Origin of the sequence: Rosenbergiella gaditana (assembly GCF_018494065.1) — a bacterium.
GTDB classification, from domain to species: Bacteria; Pseudomonadota; Gammaproteobacteria; order Enterobacterales; family Enterobacteriaceae; genus Rosenbergiella; species Rosenbergiella gaditana.
The window spans coordinates 48,348-64,640 of sequence record NZ_JABBFR010000013.1 but is presented as its reverse complement, the minus strand read 5'-3'; the positions used below and the strand labels follow the sequence as shown (position 1 = coordinate 64,640).

Annotated in this window: 14 protein-coding genes; 10 read left to right on the top strand and 4 right to left on the bottom strand. The window is 46.7% G+C overall.

Translation table 11 applies throughout. The features are described from left to right. Window positions 1-148: 148 nt before the first annotated feature. The 7 genes from HH682_RS10610 (at window position 149) to HH682_RS10580 (ending at window position 7,420) form a co-directional block, all read left to right on the top strand. On the top strand, window positions 149-1,984 hold the full coding sequence (locus HH682_RS10610) for an ABC transporter ATP-binding protein (RefSeq protein ID WP_214237528.1): 1,836 nt from the start codon (window positions 149-151) through the stop codon (window positions 1,982-1,984). 79 nt (window positions 1,985-2,063) lie between these two features. Further along, window positions 2,064-2,567 carry a TIGR00645 family protein gene (locus HH682_RS10605; protein ID WP_214237527.1) on the top strand — a complete coding sequence of 168 codons (504 nt, stop codon included), beginning with the start codon at window positions 2,064-2,066 and terminating at the stop codon, window positions 2,565-2,567. 231 nt (window positions 2,568-2,798) lie between these two features. Next, window positions 2,799-3,053, top strand: coding sequence for a DUF2946 domain-containing protein (locus HH682_RS10600; RefSeq protein WP_214237526.1), 255 nt, complete (start codon window positions 2,799-2,801; stop codon window positions 3,051-3,053). Window positions 3,054-3,108: 55 nt separating this feature from the next. After that, window positions 3,109-4,803: a DUF2534 family protein gene (locus tag HH682_RS10595; protein ID WP_214237525.1), complete on the top strand. Its 1,695-nt coding sequence runs from the start codon at window positions 3,109-3,111 to the stop codon at window positions 4,801-4,803. Between the two features lie 598 nt (window positions 4,804-5,401). Beyond that, the gene (locus HH682_RS10590; RefSeq protein ID WP_214237524.1) at window positions 5,402-6,106 is read left to right on the top strand and encodes a hypothetical protein; all 705 of its coding nucleotides are present in this window, start codon (window positions 5,402-5,404) and stop codon (window positions 6,104-6,106) included. After that, complete coding sequence (locus HH682_RS10585; RefSeq protein WP_214237523.1) at window positions 6,103-6,552, top strand: hypothetical protein; 450 nt, start codon at window positions 6,103-6,105, stop codon at window positions 6,550-6,552. Before HH682_RS10590 ends, HH682_RS10585 begins: the two co-directional genes overlap by 4 nt. Window positions 6,553-7,234: 682 nt before the next feature. Further along, window positions 7,235-7,420 (top strand): hypothetical protein, encoded by a 186-nt coding sequence (locus HH682_RS10580; protein ID WP_214237522.1) that lies wholly within the window; start codon window positions 7,235-7,237, stop codon window positions 7,418-7,420. Window positions 7,421-7,650: 230 nt separating this feature from the next. Here HH682_RS10580 and gorA read toward each other — a convergent pair whose 3' ends face one another. Next, window positions 7,651-9,006: a glutathione-disulfide reductase gene (gene gorA / locus HH682_RS10575; RefSeq protein WP_214237521.1), complete on the bottom strand. Its 1,356-nt coding sequence runs from the start codon at window positions 9,004-9,006 to the stop codon at window positions 7,651-7,653. Between the two features lie 141 nt (window positions 9,007-9,147). Here gorA and rnz point away from each other — a divergent pair, with 141 nt between their 5' ends. Continuing rightward, on the top strand, window positions 9,148-10,059 hold the full coding sequence (gene rnz, locus HH682_RS10570; RefSeq protein ID WP_214237520.1) for a ribonuclease Z: 912 nt from the start codon (window positions 9,148-9,150) through the stop codon (window positions 10,057-10,059). A 65-nt stretch (window positions 10,060-10,124) separates the two neighbouring features. Here the strand turns inward: rnz and HH682_RS10565 are convergent, their stop codons facing one another. Next, window positions 10,125-10,967: a 23S rRNA (adenine(2030)-N(6))-methyltransferase RlmJ gene (locus HH682_RS10565; protein WP_214237519.1), complete on the bottom strand. Its 843-nt coding sequence runs from the start codon at window positions 10,965-10,967 to the stop codon at window positions 10,125-10,127. 195 nt (window positions 10,968-11,162) lie between these two features. Here HH682_RS10565 and prlC point away from each other — a divergent pair, with 195 nt between their 5' ends. Together prlC and rsmJ are read left to right on the top strand one after the other, a co-directional pair. Next, a complete protein-coding gene (prlC, locus tag HH682_RS10560; protein WP_214237518.1) occupies window positions 11,163-13,205 on the top strand; it encodes an oligopeptidase A in 2,043 nt (680 codons plus the stop codon). 3 nt (window positions 13,206-13,208) lie between these two features. After that, window positions 13,209-13,970, top strand: a complete 762-nt coding sequence (gene rsmJ, locus HH682_RS10555) for a 16S rRNA (guanine(1516)-N(2))-methyltransferase RsmJ (protein ID WP_214237517.1) — start codon at window positions 13,209-13,211, stop codon at window positions 13,968-13,970. A 52-nt stretch (window positions 13,971-14,022) separates the two neighbouring features. Here rsmJ and uspA read toward each other — a convergent pair whose 3' ends face one another. Beyond that, window positions 14,023-14,454: a universal stress protein UspA gene (gene uspA / locus HH682_RS10550; RefSeq protein WP_214237516.1), complete on the bottom strand. Its 432-nt coding sequence runs from the start codon at window positions 14,452-14,454 to the stop codon at window positions 14,023-14,025. Window positions 14,455-14,663: 209 nt separating this feature from the next. After that, a complete protein-coding gene (gene pitA / locus HH682_RS10545; protein WP_214237515.1) occupies window positions 14,664-16,151 on the bottom strand; it encodes an inorganic phosphate transporter PitA in 1,488 nt (495 codons plus the stop codon). Between the last annotated feature and the right edge of the window lie 142 nt (window positions 16,152-16,293).

Below are 16,293 nucleotides of genomic sequence, written 5' to 3'. Positions count from 1 at the left end.
CTTATCTATTCCTATCCAAGCTCACGGATTTCGCGCTGAGTCCCGCTACAGACAGGTAAATACCCGGATAATCTTTGCTTAGGGCGGAAGTTCGGATGATTTTACAGTAAACTTATCAATTCATGCACTGCGTAGAGTCGATATAGTTATGGTTTCTGAGCGTTTTGAACGATTAATTGATATTTTTCGCGAGGCACCGAGTGCGGAGCCACCTAAGGCTATTGGTGCTTTCTACCTTTACTACCTACGGCAGGTTTGGCCTTGTTTTGCCGGATTGCTCGTCGTCGGTTTTCTTGGTGCGCTCATTGAAGTCGCCCTCTTCAGCTACTTAAGCACTATCATCGATTTAGTGAATCACAGTCAGCCTGCGACGATATTCCGTGAACATTGGCGTATTCTGTTGTGGATGGGGGCAGTTGCCTTGGTGATCCGTCCGGTGATGATTTGGTTACATGATTTACTTATTCATCAAACCATTAACCCGCGGATGACCAGCATGATCCGTTGGCAAAATCATCGCTACGTGTTGCGCCAAAGTCTGTCCTTTTTCCAAGGGGATTTTGCCGGGCGTATTGCACAACGAATTATGCAAACGGGTAACTCAGTACGAGACTCTGCGGTGCAGCTTGTGGATGCCATTTGGCACGTCGTCATTTATGCCGTGACCTCTCTGGTTCTCTTTGCAGAGACGGACTGGAAATTGATGATTCCATTAATTGTTTGGATGATTATCTATGTCGCTGCACTGCGCTATTTTGTGCCAAGAGTAAAACAACGTTCGGTTGTCTCTTCGGAAGCTCGCTCTAAATTAATGGGGTTTATTGTTGATGGTTATACCAACATTGCTACCCTAAAACTTTTTGCTCACAGTGCGCTTGAAGAGCAGAATGCACGCGAAACCTTACGAGATCAGACGGAAAAAACGCAATTAGCCGGAAGAATGATTACGGCAATGGACGTTACGCTTTCTACAATGAACGGCGCACTGATTGTGACGACAACGGGACTGGCGTTATGGCTTTGGAGCCAATCGTTGATCTCTGTAGGAGCTATTGCGTTAGCGACGGGGCTGGTCATCAGGTTAGTGAATATGTCCGGTTGGATCATGTGGGTGGTCAATGGTATTTTCGATAATATCGGTACTGTCCAAGATGGGATGAAAACGGTATCTCAACCTCTCAGCGTGCAAGATGTTCCTCATGCGAAGCAATTAACGGTCACGCAAGGGCAGATCATTTTTGACCACGTACGCTTCGGCTATTCGAAAGAGAGAACCATTATTGATGACCTCAATTTGACCATTCAGCCTGGCGAAAAAATTGGCTTAATTGGCTCCTCGGGAGCGGGTAAATCGACCCTCGTGAACCTCTTACTGCGAATGTATGATGTGGACCAGGGTGTCATTAATATCGATAAGCAAAATATCGCCCAGGTCACCCAAGACAGTTTACGCAGTCAAATAGGGATGATCACTCAAGATACCTCACTGCTGCATCGTTCTATTCGCGATAACCTGTTGTACGGTCGCCCTAATGCAACGGAAGAAGAGCTTGCGGCGGCAATCACTGGCGCTCGTGCTGACGAGTTTATTCCCCAACTCTCTGATAACGAAGGGCGTGTCGGTCTGGATGCGCAAGTGGGCGAGCGTGGGGTTAAATTATCCGGTGGACAGCGTCAACGTATTGCTATCGCCCGTGTGCTATTGAAAAATGCACCGATATTGATTATGGATGAAGCCACGTCAGCCTTAGATTCCGAAGTAGAAGCGGCGATTCAACAGAGTTTAGAATCGTTAATGAGTGGGAAAACCGTTATTGCTATCGCGCATCGTCTTTCAACTATTGCACGCATGGATAGGCTTATTGTGTTACATCAAGGGCAGATTGCTGAACAGGGAACGCACCAACAGCTCTTGGCGCAGCAAGGAATATATGCCCGCTTATGGCAGCGTCAAACCGGCGGATTTGTTGGAGTTGATGAGTGATTGAATAAGATTTGTGGGTCAGTTTACACGCGCGGTTTGCTATACTGGCCCACACGTCTTTTTTCTTGCTCGGATTATTATGGAACGTTTTGTAGAAAATTTAATGTATGCCACCCGCTGGATCTTGGCACCTGTCTATTTTGGCTTATCAATTGGGCTGCTGGCGTTGACGGTAAAATTTTTCCAAGAAGTGATTCACGTCTTACCTGAGCTATTTACTGTAAGTGAAAATGACCTCATCTTATTACTTCTCTCCCTGATTGATATGTCGCTGGTGGGCGGATTACTGATCATGGTGATGTTGTCTGGGTACGAAAACTTTATTTCTCGGCTGGATATCGATGAAAGCAAAGAGAAATTGAGTTGGTTAGGAAAAATGGATGCCGGCTCGCTGAAAAATAAGGTCGCTGCGTCGATTGTTGCGATCTCTTCAATTCATCTATTACGTATCTTTATGGAGATACGCACCATCGATAACACCAAAATACTCTGGTATGTCGTGTTACACGTTACCTTTGTTTTCTCTGCATTTGTGATGGGATATTTAGATAAATTGTCTCGTTATGATAAATCAGCACACTAATTATTAACGTCCTCGCCTCGGGGCAGTTTATACTCTCGCCCCAAGGTTTTAAAAATAGATAGCGCTCATGTTCCTGACACCCGTAAAATATCGACTTGCCGCAGTACTTGCCGTACTGTCGATCTTACTGTTGTTCATTGCGCCATTAATATCGCAGTCACTCTACCTCTCCCATGCCACGCGCGTTTCACATACTGCACAAACCTGCACTGACTCAATGGGGGGGGGGAGATGTCAGAAACGATGATGGCACATAATATGTCAGCCAAAAAAAGTGACCAGACTCAGTTCCCCGCATCGGGCATGCTTTGTGGTTACTGCGAATTACTCGTTCACTTTCCTTTTTTTGTGTGGATTGCTGCAGCAATTCTTTGGCTCATCACCGCTTTATCTCGTACGCCTCCACTATTACCTTATCGGACGATTATCTTAACCCCCTGTTATCCACCACAGCTGTCGAGAGGTCCACCGCAGGTCATCAGTTAATCAATGTTGCACTTAATGAAGTGCGTTGACTTCCTTTTTGACCAGCGAGATCGCTATGACTCACTCTGTAAAAGCGACGTCGAACAGCAATAATGCATTTATGCTATTGCTACGTCGTTTACATTTTTATATTGGCTTATTTATTGGGCCGTTTATTTTTATCGCATCCCTGACCGGTATGCTCTATGTCATCACCCCCAGTGTGGAGGGCTGGTTATATGCCTCGACGCTTAAGGTGGTTCCGCATGGCACGGCTAAGCCTCTTTCCGAACAAGTAGAAGCGGCGAAGCGTGCGATTCATCAACCTGCCACGCTTGCCGCGGTGCGTCCTGCGCCGAGCGCTACGGATACCACTCGTGTTCAATTCACCCAGGTGGGACTAGGCCCTTCGGAAACCCGGGCTATCTTTATTGATCCTTATCGCCTTACGGTGACTGGTGATTACACCGTCTATGGGACATCGGGAATATTACCGTTTAGAACCACATTGGATCATCTCCATCAAAGCCTGCTACTAGGGAATGTCGGACGAGCATACAGTGAACTTGCCGCCTCATGGATGTGGATTGCCGCTTTAGGGGGATTAATCCTCTGGGCTGCCTCTCGTCAACAGCAGAAGCTAAGTACGGGTAAAATCCCTTTTAGCCAGCGCTGGCATCGTCGTTTTGGCGTGGTATTACTATTGGGTATGCTGTTTCTTTCCGCCACGGGGATAACGTGGTCACAGTGGGCAGGCGACAACGTCAATCAGCTGCGGCATGCCTTCGGGTGGTTAACGCCGCAAGTCACCGCAGTCGTGGGCGTGCCACCGGGACCAGCATTAATGAATGCGCACGCAGAGCATCAAGCGCTGGATATGGGCAGCATGCCAGGAATGGATATGAGTCAGCCCTCGTCGATACCTCAACCTACTTATTTCGTGGCGGATAATGAATGGGATCGCGTACTCTCAGAAGCCAGACAAAGTGGAATACAGGCCGCTAAAATTGAAATCCGTCCGCCCAAGGATAGCCATCATACTTGGACAGTGACTGAAATTAACCATCGCTGGCCAGTGCAGGTAGATGCCGTCGCAATGGATCCTAAAACCCTCGCTGTTATTGATCACGTCGAGTTTCACGACTATCCGCTTCTGGCAAAATTAACCCGCTGGGGCGTCGATGCACATATGGGGCTATTATTCGGCTGGCTGAACCAGTTGATACTGGCCCTGTTTGCGCTAGGGCTCTGTACCATGATTATTATGGGCTACAGACAATGGTGGCGGCGTCGGCCTCATCCAGCCGACCACTCGCCGGCGCAGACGTTAAGCGAAGCTTGGAGAAACTGTCAGATTGCTACGCGCAGTATCGTTATCGTCTTCGCTGCGCTGCTAAGTTATGCCTTACCTGTTCTTGGGGTGAGCCTTGTACTCTTTATTTTGATCGATATATTTCGCTGGAAGAGGGCGTTAACCATGCAACATTCACCGACAGACGCGTCATCATATAACGCGACTGAGCAGCGTAAGAAGAAGCGTAATTTTATCCGAGGTGTCATCGTTATCTGGTTAATAACCTGTACAGTGATGACGCGGGCAATCATCGGTGGTGTGATTGATGAATATCATATCCCTTTTACCGAATGGTCGGGTGGCATGTATATGATGCAAGGGATGATGATTATTATCTATACCAGTGTATTCACTGGCTTGATGTCGATTCCGCTCTGGTATTTTTTCTTAGGTGAAAGCGATCCCCAAGGGGAATAACAAGCGCTGGCGCTGAGCAAGGAAGCTCGGCGTAATACCGCATAATAAAGTGTCCAACAAATGGGGTTCACTTCACTTAGGTGGTTTTTTCTTATCAAGCGACTTAGCGCATCGTCATGCATTACTGAAACACGTAGAATCTAGAATACTTCTGTAAATCCTTTAACTAATGGCTGATCTTACCGATCAATGGTGGACTGACGCCGGAAGAGTAAGAGAACAGATACCATTTTTACTGTAAAACAGTGACCAAATTTACTTGACCACTACAGCCCGGAGATGGTGGGTCAAGATCACTTTATCAGGTTTATTAATCCCGCAGGATCCGACAGACGCGGAAAAAACAGAAGAGTTTGAACCGCGATACTGATTTTTAAGCATACTGTTTCCTTTACATAGTGAAATTTATAATAAATTACTAAAAAACCTATTATTACTAGTAATTTATGCAGATTTTTGCATAAAAGAGGACATCCCTATTTTACTTTTCACTCTGTTATGGCTAGAAAACTTTCGTCGTATGACCCATAAGTTCGAGCAACAGGTGTTATGGTAAATTGAGTAAGGAAATAACAAATACACGGAAAGGATACTCAGGATGAGTAAGCGATCAGAAATTATTGATGGAATATATGCGCCTTCTAGACCTAAGGGTTTAGTTTATACAGAAGTACTGGGATGGGTAGATCTGGGACATGCACAGGGGACGGATATTCGAAATCTCTTATCTCAGATTACACAGGGTGAGTCTTCAACGAAGGAATTTTATGACCTCCGGTATTCGCAGGGGATGTCAGGATTGTTAGGGCAGGTACGAACAGGGAAAGTCATGATTTGGCGAATTCGTCGAGGAAGACCTTACTGGGAGCAGAAGAGTATTGCGCTGGCGATGATGATGCATATGGCACGCAAGTTTGAAGCTTTTCAGGGGAATTTTCCCAACAATCTGGTTACTGATAGTGGATTCAGCGGTGAGGACTTGGTGTCAGATTTGCTGGGATTTTACCGCGTCGTGTCAGTTCAGAATCCGTTCAGTATGCTGCGGCCTGTCAGCAAAGAAGAGGCGCTAAAGCGCTGGGATCACTATGGGAAAATTGGTAGCTGGAAGAATGAGACGTTCCAGCCGCTGTTATTTCCTGATCCGGCTAAAAATCCACACGCCCGGCCATACAACGGGATACTTCCCCCATTCATGAGAACCATTGTTCCCTATAACGATTTTTTGTCGGGTAATGTGATACTTCCAAGACATAACAAAACCTTCGTTATTCTGGGTAAAGGGAATGGCAGGATGGGGCTGTGAGAAAATTTACAACCGTATTTTCTGTTGTATTACTGTTTGTTGGTGTTGCGCTGACATTGGGCTGGCCATATCTGAAGATGGGATTTGCCAGCAGTGCTAATTATACCGAAAGAGACAAGCGGGAATACGATTACTACACACCTGAATTAATTAAGAAAATGCCACGTATATCTGATAACTACGAATTCAGTTATAGCAATATTAGTGGTCCTCAGGCATATGTTTTTTCAGTTCACTTTCAGGGGGCTAGGGACAGTATTAAAATTCAGAATTACTTAAAAACGGAAGGGTATGAACTGCAGAAAACGTGTGATGTTGAAGCCGAATGTTGGCGAAGCCATAAGACAAATGACGTTATTTCAATTGCTAAATTTTTGTCTTCAAATGAAATTTTTGTCGATTTATATCGTAGTTCATATAATGAACCCTTGGCTTATGATGAATGATCTTCCTGAGAGCCTTTTTCTTCGGGCGTAATCTCTTGGCATGTAAACGAAAAAGCCACTTGCTAAGGTGGCCTTTCGATGGATCAGTTGAGCGGCAACTCTTCTGAACCGAGGTAACTGGGAGTACAAGACCGCAATTACCAAAACTGTTCTTCCAGCGTAGCCGCAGTCAGGCCATAACTTCAAGACTTCTGTAAATATCCTTCTTGTACACCCCAGTTACTAGTGGCTACCGCCAAGGGCGATAAGTTGTGCCTTTCAGGGTTGGATTCAAGTGATGAGTTAGCGCTACGTGACTGGTTCAGGGCTGCGCCCCGACACCCAGCCCACACCTTACGGCACCGGATTAAAATCCGTTCCCGTTTACTGTTTCCTCTTCCGAAAGTCGTCCGTTCAGCTTTTGATACAGCGCTTCGGCTTGTTCGTGCAGTTTTTTATCTACACGACAAACCGCTGTGTTCACTATCAAATCAATAAATACTGTTTCTACCTAGATTCGACGCTATGATGAACATGGCCTATAAGGTCTTAATTATCAAAAGCCAGAAAGAAAAAATATGCCCAAACTGCCAGTTCGTCGTAAGCCTCAGAATCAAACATCTGGACTTACGCCAGATGAGAGAGAAGAAGTGGAACAGTTAAGAGCAGAAAATGCCTATCTAAAAAAGTTAAAGGCCTTAATTTGTCAGCAGTAAACATCTGGGCAAAAAAGAAAGCCCAAATAGTCGATGAATTAAGGAATGACCACCCTCTGAAATGGCTACTTCATGCAGCAAAGCTAGCACACAGCATGTTCTATTATCATGCGGGCGAAGAGCTGCGTGATCCTTGCCATCTCGAACGGAAACAGGCTATTTCGGTGTCCTGAGTGACTGATCCACTACAAAGAGTATTGGCAGATAACCAATATTGTCATTAGCTGCTGGCAATGAAATGTTAAATCATCTAATTTTTATTGCTCAGTCTTTTTGAAAACATCGTTGGTGGGCACAAGGTATGTCATATATTATCCTGAGAAATTTCACTGCCCATATAAACATAATGGACAGTGGTTGATTATTTTCTAGGTTTAAACATGTGTGTGATGGTTTTCCTACACTAACCCCGCATCGTCACAAACTCTTCTGCAGAGGTCGGGTGAATCGCCACGGTATTATCGAAGTCACGCTTAGTTGCGCCCATCTTCAATGCCACGGCAAAGCCTTGCAGCATCTCATCCATACCGTAACCGATACCGTGGATACCGACGATTTTCTCTTCTTTACCGACACAGACTAACTTCATGCGGCAAGGTTGGCGATATTGTGTCACCGCAGTGTACATCGCCGTAAATGAAGAGGTGTAAACCTTCACCTGTTCGTCACCGAATTTTTCGCGTGCTTCCGGTTCGCTTAGCCCGACAGTACCAATCGGCGGGTGGCTAAACACGACGGTCGCGATATTTGAGTAGTCTAAATGCTCATCAGGCTTATTATTAAACAAACGCTCAGAGAGGCGGCGACCCGCTGCCACAGCTACTGGAGTCAGTTCAATGGCGCCCGTATTATCTCCAACAGCATAAATGCCTGGAACAGAGGTATTTTGGAACTTATCGACGTTGATATAGCCTTTATCGTTAAGCGCGACACCCGTAACGGAAAGATTAATGCGATCGGTTGAAGGCGCACGGCCAATTGCCCAAATTAAGCAATCAGTGTTGTGTTTTGTACCATTGGTGAAATGAATGGTTAAACTACCATCACTGTTTTTCTCGATACGCTCAGCTTCACACTGTTTGTGCAGGTGAGGTCCCTCTTTTTCCATCACCTCAACGAGGGTGTCGGAAAGTAGGGGATCGAACCCCCGCAAGGGTTTGTCTTTACGCAAGAAAAGATCGGTTTCCGCGCCCAGTGAATTTAAAACACCCGCCACTTCTACTGCGATATAGCCTGCACCGATCACTGCAACACGAGACGGGAGTTCATCCAACTCGAAAAAGCCATCGGAATCAATGCCGTATTCAGCACCCGGGATGGCAGGAAGGATCGGATGACCGCCGGTCGCAATTAAAATATGGTCAGCAGTATAGGTTTCACCATTGACTTCTACCGTGTGGGCATCGACAAAGGTCGCAAAACCTCGGATAACGTCGACATTATTTTTTCCCAACACATTGTCGTAGGAGTGATGAATACGATCGATGTAGGCAGAGCGATTTTTGATTAGGGTGTTCCAATCAAATTTATTCACTGTGGTATCAAAACCGTAATCCGGGCCGTACATGTGGATAGCTTCTGCAATCTGAGCAGCATGCCACATCACTTTTTTAGGCACACAGCCTACGTTAACACAGGTTCCGCCTAACGCTTTTGCTTCAACTAACGCGCATTTCTTACCGTGCATGGCTGCTCGATTGATTGAGGCAATACCACCACTCCCGCCACCAATAGCGAGATAATCATAATGTTTTGTCATCGTTCCTTCCATCTTAGTTGAGGTCGATAAATGAATAAATGTCTAAGTACAGTGTAACCTGTGGCAGAAAAACTATGCAAAGTTTGCTTCTATAGCTGTGATAGGCTTAGATCATGAAATAAAATCTAATGGGATGCAGCGATGTATTTAACTTTTCTTGGTACCTGTGCGGGCGCACCCAGTTTACAACGTAATGTTACTAGTATAGCACTCACCTTCTCTCCAAAGGGGGAGACATGGCTATTCGATTGCGGTGAGGCGACGCAGCATCAGTTTATGCGAACCGAGTTAAAACCGGGGCGTTTAGAAAAAATTTTTATTACGCATCTTCATGGTGATTACATCTTTGGTCTCCCCGGTATATTGACCAGCCGTTCGATGAGCAGCATTGTTACGCCTCTTACTATTTATGGTCCAAAAGGGCTAAAGACTTTTATCGACACGGCGCTCAGTATCAGTGGGTCGTGGGTGGATTTTCCGCTTGAGATTATCGAAGTGGAGCCAGGAATCATTGAAGAAAATAATGAATTCCGTGTAATCGCCCAACCTTTGAATCATGTTATCCTCTGTTTTGGCTACCGAATTGAGCAACGAGATCGACCAGGAAAAATAGATGAGCTGTTATTAAAGGCGGACAATATCCCGGCTGGCGCATGGTTACAGCAGTTAAAAAAAGGGAAAAATATTCGCTTGCCGGATGGGCGTGAGATCATCGCTGAACGCTACCTTGGACCGAGCAAAAAAGGGAAGGTTGTGACCATTCTCGGCGATACCGCACCCTGTGATAACGCCATATTGTTGGCTGAACATGCAGACATTCTTGTGCATGAAGCCACCTTAGAAGCCGCGATGGCGGAAAAGGCGAATGGTCGGGGTCACTCCACGACGGCACAAGCGGCATCCATTGCTCATCAAGCAAAAGTGGGGAAGTTGATCGCTACGCATTTCAGTTCACGTTATCGTCAACAGGACATGCCACGACTCTTGGCAGAATGCCGAGCGGAATTTACAAATACCGATTTAGCCTACGACTTTATGATCGTAAATCTCTAGCGTTGCGCGGTAGCCTGCACGTAAGGATTTTAATGAGCGCTAAGCGTAATAGCGCTCAGAATCCATTACTCAGGAACAATCCACTCCACTAGAGTATGGCCTATACCTTGTGGAACTAATTGTTCATGCAACCAAGGGAGAACTGATTTCATTTGTTGTTCTAACTTCCAAGGTGGATTGATAACAATCATGCCTGAGGCAGTCATCCCTCGTTGGTCACTATCTGGCTTGACGGCGAGTTCGATTTGCAGAATACGGCGGATACCGGTGTCTTTAAGATCGGCGATCATGCGTTTGATTTGCTGGCGTAATACCACCGGATACCACAGTGCATACACACCGGTTGAGAAGCGTTTATAACCCTCGGCGATCCCCTGCACTACAGCCTGATAATCAGTTTTGATCTCGTAAGGGGGATCGATAAGGATCAGACCGCGACGAGAGGGTGGAGGCAGCTTCGCTTTCAGTTGCTGATAACCGTCGCCCCGCGCAACGATTGCACGAAGATCTTTTTGGAACTCACCTCGTAGTAGCGGATAGTCGCTAGGGTGCAACTCCGTCAGTTGTAACTGGTCTTGCTCACGTAATAAATGGCGAGCAATCAACGGTGATCCAGGATAGTACTTAAGTTGACCAGAAGGATTTAAATCACGTACCGCTTGAAGATAGGGCGCGAGTTCGGCAGGCGTATGACTTTGCTGCCAGATACGTGCAATACCTTCCACATACTCGCCTGTCCGCTCAGCGTGTTCGCTGTTAAGAAGATAACGGCCTGCTCCTGCATGAGTATCCAGATAGAGAAAGGGCTTATCCTTCTCCTTTAACGCCGAGATAATAAGGCTTTGCACGGTGTGCTTTAAAACGTCGGCATGGTTACCCGCGTGGAAGCTGTGGCGATAGCTCAGCATGTGATTTCCTTTATAACAAAACACGTATAAAAAACGAGACAGGCGCAGCTGTCTATGAAGAGTGAGTATAACAAATTGCACACTGTGGCAGTAGCATTACGCAAGATAAGCAGGGGATGATTGATATTTTTCTATTCGTCCCCATATCTTATGAATACGCCCAGCGTTTAACTCAAACTTTTATAGGATGGTGCTATGACAAACCCACTACTCACCCCTTTCAGCTTGCCACCTTTCTCTGCGATAAAACCCGAGCATGTTGTGCCAGCGGTTACGGCGGCGCTAGACGAGTGCCGTGCAACGGTTGAACGAGTGGTCGCCCAACCCGGCCCCTATACGTGGCACAATCTTTGTCAGCCCTTGGCAGAAGCGGATGATCGCTTGGGACGAATTTTTTCCCCTGTCAGCCATCTTAATTCTGTAAAAAATAGTCCTGAGCTGCGTGAAGCTTATGAAGGGGTATTACCTCTTTTATCTGAGTATGGAACCTGGGTAGGGCAGCATGCCGGTCTTTACCAGGCGTACCGTAGCTTAAAGGATAGCGCTGAGTTTGCAGCATTAGCGTTAGCTGAACAAAAAGCGGTGGACAACGCACTGCGTGACTTTGAACTCTCCGGAATTGGATTACCGAGCGATAAACAAAAACGCTATGGGGAAATCTCTGCGCGCCTGTCAGAGATTGGCGCTGCTTACAGTAATAACGTTCTAGATGCGACCATGGGTTGGAGTAAGCTGATCACTGATGAAAGTGAGCTGGCCGGTATGCCAGAAAGCGCTCTTGCCGCCGCGAAAGCACAAGCCGAGGCGAAACAGCAGCAAGGGTGGTTACTGACCCTAGATATTCCAAGCTATCTACCAGTAATGACCTATTGTGATAACCAAGCATTACGCGAAGAGATGTATCGTGCCTACAGTACCCGGGCATCAGACCAAGGGCCAAATGCCGGGAAATGGGATAATGGCCCATTAATCGAAGAAGAGTTGGCACTGCGTCATGAAATCGCGCAGTTACTAGGTTTTAGTTCCTTCGCAGAGAAGTCGTTAGCCACCAAAATGGCAGAGTCAACGGATCAAGTGATTGGTTTCTTAAACGACCTTGCTGATCGTGCTCAGCCGCAAGGTCAGCGAGAGCTCGCTCAATTACGTGAATTTGCTCAGCAACACTACGGGGTTAGCGATTTGCAACCTTGGGACGTCACGTGGTATGCCGAAAAACAAAAACAGCATCTCTACACGATTAGCGACGAGCAGTTACGTCCTTATTTCCCTGAGCAACGTGCGCTAAGTGGTTTATTCGAAGTCATCCGCCGAGTATATGGGCTGCGTGCAGCAGAGCGGCACGATGTTGATGTGTGGCACCCTGAGGTACGTTTCTTTGACCTCTTCGATGGTGACAACCAGCTAGTGGGGAGCTTCTATCTAGATCTTTACGCGCGTGAACACAAACGTGGTGGCGCTTGGATGGACGACTGTGTCGGACGCATGAAGAAAGCGGATGGCTCGTTACAAAAACCGGTTGCTTACCTCACATGTAACTTCAACCGTCCAATAGGCGATAAGCCAGCACTCTTTACTCATGATGAAGTGGTTACCCTGTTCCATGAGTTTGGTCACGGGCTTCACCATATGCTGACGCAAATCGATACCGCAGGTGTCTCCGGTATCAACGGGGTTCCTTGGGATGCCGTCGAACTGCCTAGCCAATTTATGGAAAACTGGTGCTGGGAGCCTGAGGCGTTAGCCTTTATCTCCGGCCACTATGAAACGGGCGAGCCGCTCCCTCAAGCTTTACTGGAAAAAATGCTGGCAGCAAAAAATTACAATGCAGCGATGTTTATTTTACGCCAGCTTGAATTCGGGCTTTTCGACTTCCGTCTGCATGCTGAATATCAGCCGGAGAAAGGGGCGCGCGTACTGGACATTCTGCAAGACGTGAAGAAAAAAGTGGCTGTGATGCCTTCACCGACGTGGGGACGCTTCCCACATGCTTTCAGCCATATTTTTGCCGGAGGCTATGCAGCGGGCTATTACAGCTACCTATGGGCAGATGTTTTAGCAGCAGATGCTTGGTCGCGCTTTGAAGAAGAAGGGATCTTTAACCGCGAAACTGGACAGTCATTCTTAGATAATGTGTTAAGTCGTGGTGGCTCTGAAGCGCCAATGGCACTGTTTAAGCGTTTCCGTGGGCGTGAGCCTCAAATCGATGCAATGCTCAAGCAATACGGTATCGAAGGCTAGTAAGTGAATATTTACTTACTTGACGAAACAGGCACCCAATCGGGTGCCTTAACTGAGATCGCCGAACGCTGGCATTTAGTCCACGATGAGAATGCGCCATTGGCTCTCGTGTTAACCGATGAGCAATTAGAACTGCGTAAACGTGATGAGCCTAAGCTCGGTGGCGTTTTCGTCGACTTTGTCTCCGGTGCAATGGCACACCGCCGTAAATTTGGCGGAGGCCGCGGTGAGGCGGTAGCGAAAGCCGTTGGTATTAAGGGAGGTTATCTTCCTGATGTTGTCGACGCGACCGCGGGTCTAGGAAGAGATGCCTTTGTGTTGGCATCACTTGGATGCCGAGTGCGAATGATAGAAAGACACCCAGTTGTGGCGGCACTGCTGGAGGATGGTTTACGGCGGGGGTATCAAGACCCTGAAATCGGTGAGTGGTTACGGCAGCGGTTAACCCTCATTTATGGCCCGAGTGTGCAACAGCTTAACACTTTGACTCCGCGTCCTGATGTCGTCTACCTCGACCCGATGTATCCCCATCGTCAGAAAAGTGCATTGGTCAAAAAAGAGATGAGAATATTTCAATCGCTGGTTGGGCCAGATGAGGATGCGGATGCATTACTCGCTCCAGCCAGAGTCTTAGCTAAACGGCGAATTGTGGTAAAGCGCCCCGACTATGCGCCCGCACTGGACGGAGTAGAGACAAGTTCAGCTGTGGTGACTAAAAGCCATCGCTTTGATATTTATCCCTCTCTTAATCCAGAAACACCTTAAAAAGCGCTCCCGATCAGTGCCGGTACAGGCACGGCCGGGAGACGTTCATTGGCTATTCTTCGTCACGAAACGGCACAATCAACATATCTACGTGAACATTGTTAATCAGTTGTCGCGCTGAAGACATCAATTTGCTCCAGAAATCTTGATGATGGCCACAAATAACTAAGTCTATATTGTACTTATTGATAGCGTCGATCAACACCTGAGCTAATTCGCCTGTTCCACTCAGAATCTCACTAAAAGGGTAGCCTGCTTGGTTGGCTAAAGTAGTCAACGCTTGCGAAGTCTCTTGTGAGATACGTTTTTGCATATCGCCTAAGTTAACGTCTATCAGCCCGGTGTAGAGATCGGAGTAATTAACATCCACATGAATAAGTGAGACTTTGGCATTGTAAGGTTTCGCTAAAGAAACCGCTTTCTGGACTAATTCTTCGCTTTCTGGTGAGAGATCGACGGCCACCAAAACATGATGATATGACATGATAAACTCCTTATTGGCGCAATAGTCACGACACAGCGGTTCGCTCTTATTGATGTTTCTGTGAAGTCCCAATCATAGCGTTAAGCGCAGGGACTGTCATGGTGAAACGATGGAATAAACTTAAGAGAAGTATAGTCTGACTTGGCAAGGTGAGCGGTGAATCTGAGGGAAAAGTAAGACACAGATCAATGACCTGTGTCTTAGTATGCTTAGAGCAGTTGCAAGGCTATCCAGTACAGCGCACCCGAGAGTAGGATGGAGACCGGTAAGGTCAAAACCCAAGCCAACGCGATACTGCGAATGGTTTTCGACTGTACGCCGCCGCCATCAACAATCATGGTTCCTGCGACCGAAGACGAAAGAATATGCGTTGTGGAAACGGGCATCCCGGTATAACTCGCTAAGCCTATCGACACGGCAGCAGTAATCTGGGCTGACATACCTTGTGCGTAAGTCATTCCATTTTTACCAATTTTTTCGCCAATAGTGGTGGCAACACGACGCCAACCGACCATAGTTCCTAAGGATAATGCGAGAGCCACCGCTAAGATAATCCAAATCGGTGCATACTCTATTGTTCCGTTAAGGTCACTTTTCAGATTACCTAGGAAACGCTTATCGTCGGAAGAGGTCTCCGGTAACTTAGCAATCTTATCGGCGGTATCCGACATGCATAACAACAAGCGACGAACTTGAGAGCGGTTTTCTACACTCAATTGATCATAGCTTGACAGGTTATTCAGCAAATCTTGCGCATGGTTGACGGTGGCCAACCCATTCTCACTGCTACAGTGGAAAGGTTCGTTTCGATCAATCGCTACCTTATCGGCAGCAGGTGGCGCAATCAGTGTTGATACTTGCGGATTATGTTGTTGATAATATTGCTCAAGGTGATTGACGGCATCGCGGGTTCTCGTGATGTCATACCCTGAGGCATTCATATTCACCACAAATCCGGCCGGCGCAACGCCGATCAGTACAAGCATGACAAGACCAATACCTTTCTGACCATCGTTCGCACCATGCGAGTAGCTCACGCCAATCGCTGAAACGATTAACGCGATACGTGTCCAAAAAGGCGGTTTCTTTTTACCATCTTTTTTCTCACGTTCAGCAGGTGTCATATGATTACGACGACGTTTCTTAGTCCCACTCCAATACTTACGAAGTAAGAAGATAAGGAAGCCAGCAATCACCATCCCGACAATCGGCGATAGAACCAATGAGAGGAAAATATTGATTACTTTCGGTAGGTTAAGCGCTTCGACTAACGAGCCCCCTGTGACCAAGGCATTCGTCACAGCAATACCAATAATGGCACCGATTAACGTATGCGAGCTTGATGCAGGCAAACCAAAATACCAAGTCCCTAAATTCCAAATAATTGCCGCGAGCAATATCGAGAATATCATTGCCAGCCCATGAGAAGAGCCAACATTCAGCAGAAGATCGGTAGGCAGTATATGCACTATTGCATAGGCAACACTTAACCCGCCGAGTAATACGCCAAGGAAATTGAATAAACCAGCCATCATTACGGCGAGTTGTGCACGCATAGCACGGGTATAAATAACGGTAGCAACCGCATTCGCCGTGTCATGGAAGCCGTTGATTGCTTCGTAAAACAGAACAAACAGAAGTGCCAGAACTAAGAATAGACTGGTACTTAAATCAAGACCGGTAAACAGATGAAACATAATGTTACGCCATTTTAAGGGACATACCCGAGGCATTATCGGCGAGTTAGGTCCTTGCAGGAAAGTAAAATATCACAATTTTTTACCTTACCCTTCCATTTACCCTAATAGACACATCAATTTTCTTATAAAAAAGAGTAAG